We start from the raw sequence: 499 nt of genomic DNA on the forward strand, positions 1-499 counted from the left end.
CTTAAACGATGCATCATCCTCGCGGTAAGCGCTCACAATGAATTACCTGATCAGATAATAGAGCAAACGGTTTAAGCACGATCCCCTCTTGGGTCTGTAGCTCAGTTGGTTAGAGCGCACCCCTGATAAGGGTGAGGTCGGCAGTTCAAGTCTGCCCAGACCCACCAAATTCCTGTGATACTGCGTTAAAATGCTCCTCGTATAGCAGGCTATACGTCGTTGCATTTTGCCTTATCTCACAGAAATTAATGGCAAGAGGTTAGGTCGGCAAAAAATGGGGCCATAGCTCAGCTGGGAGAGCGCCTGCCTTGCACGCAGGAGGTCAGCGGTTCGATCCCGCTTGGCTCCACCATTATATTGTATTTTACCAACCGTTTGTTGATATTTTGTGACCATTGATAAGTCGAACGCTGCAATTGCGTTGCTTTATCACTGTTCATCGAACAGTCGCTCTTTAACAATGTATATCATGCTGACATAAACGTTTTTAAAACGTTTA

2 tRNA genes are annotated in these 499 nt (G+C 45.9%); both read left to right on the forward strand.

What is annotated here, in order from left to right:
• The first annotated feature begins 90 nt into the window (after positions 1 to 90).
• Positions 91 to 167, forward strand: a tRNA-Ile gene (locus JFC11_RS18875).
• A gap of 109 nt (positions 168 to 276) precedes the next feature.
• Positions 277 to 352: transfer RNA gene (locus JFC11_RS18880), tRNA-Ala, on the forward strand.
• Positions 353 to 499: the final 147 nt, after the last annotated feature.

The sequence above is a fragment of the Vreelandella alkaliphila genome, from assembly GCF_016107625.1.
Taxonomy (GTDB): Bacteria; Pseudomonadota; Gammaproteobacteria; order Pseudomonadales; family Halomonadaceae; genus Vreelandella; species Vreelandella alkaliphila.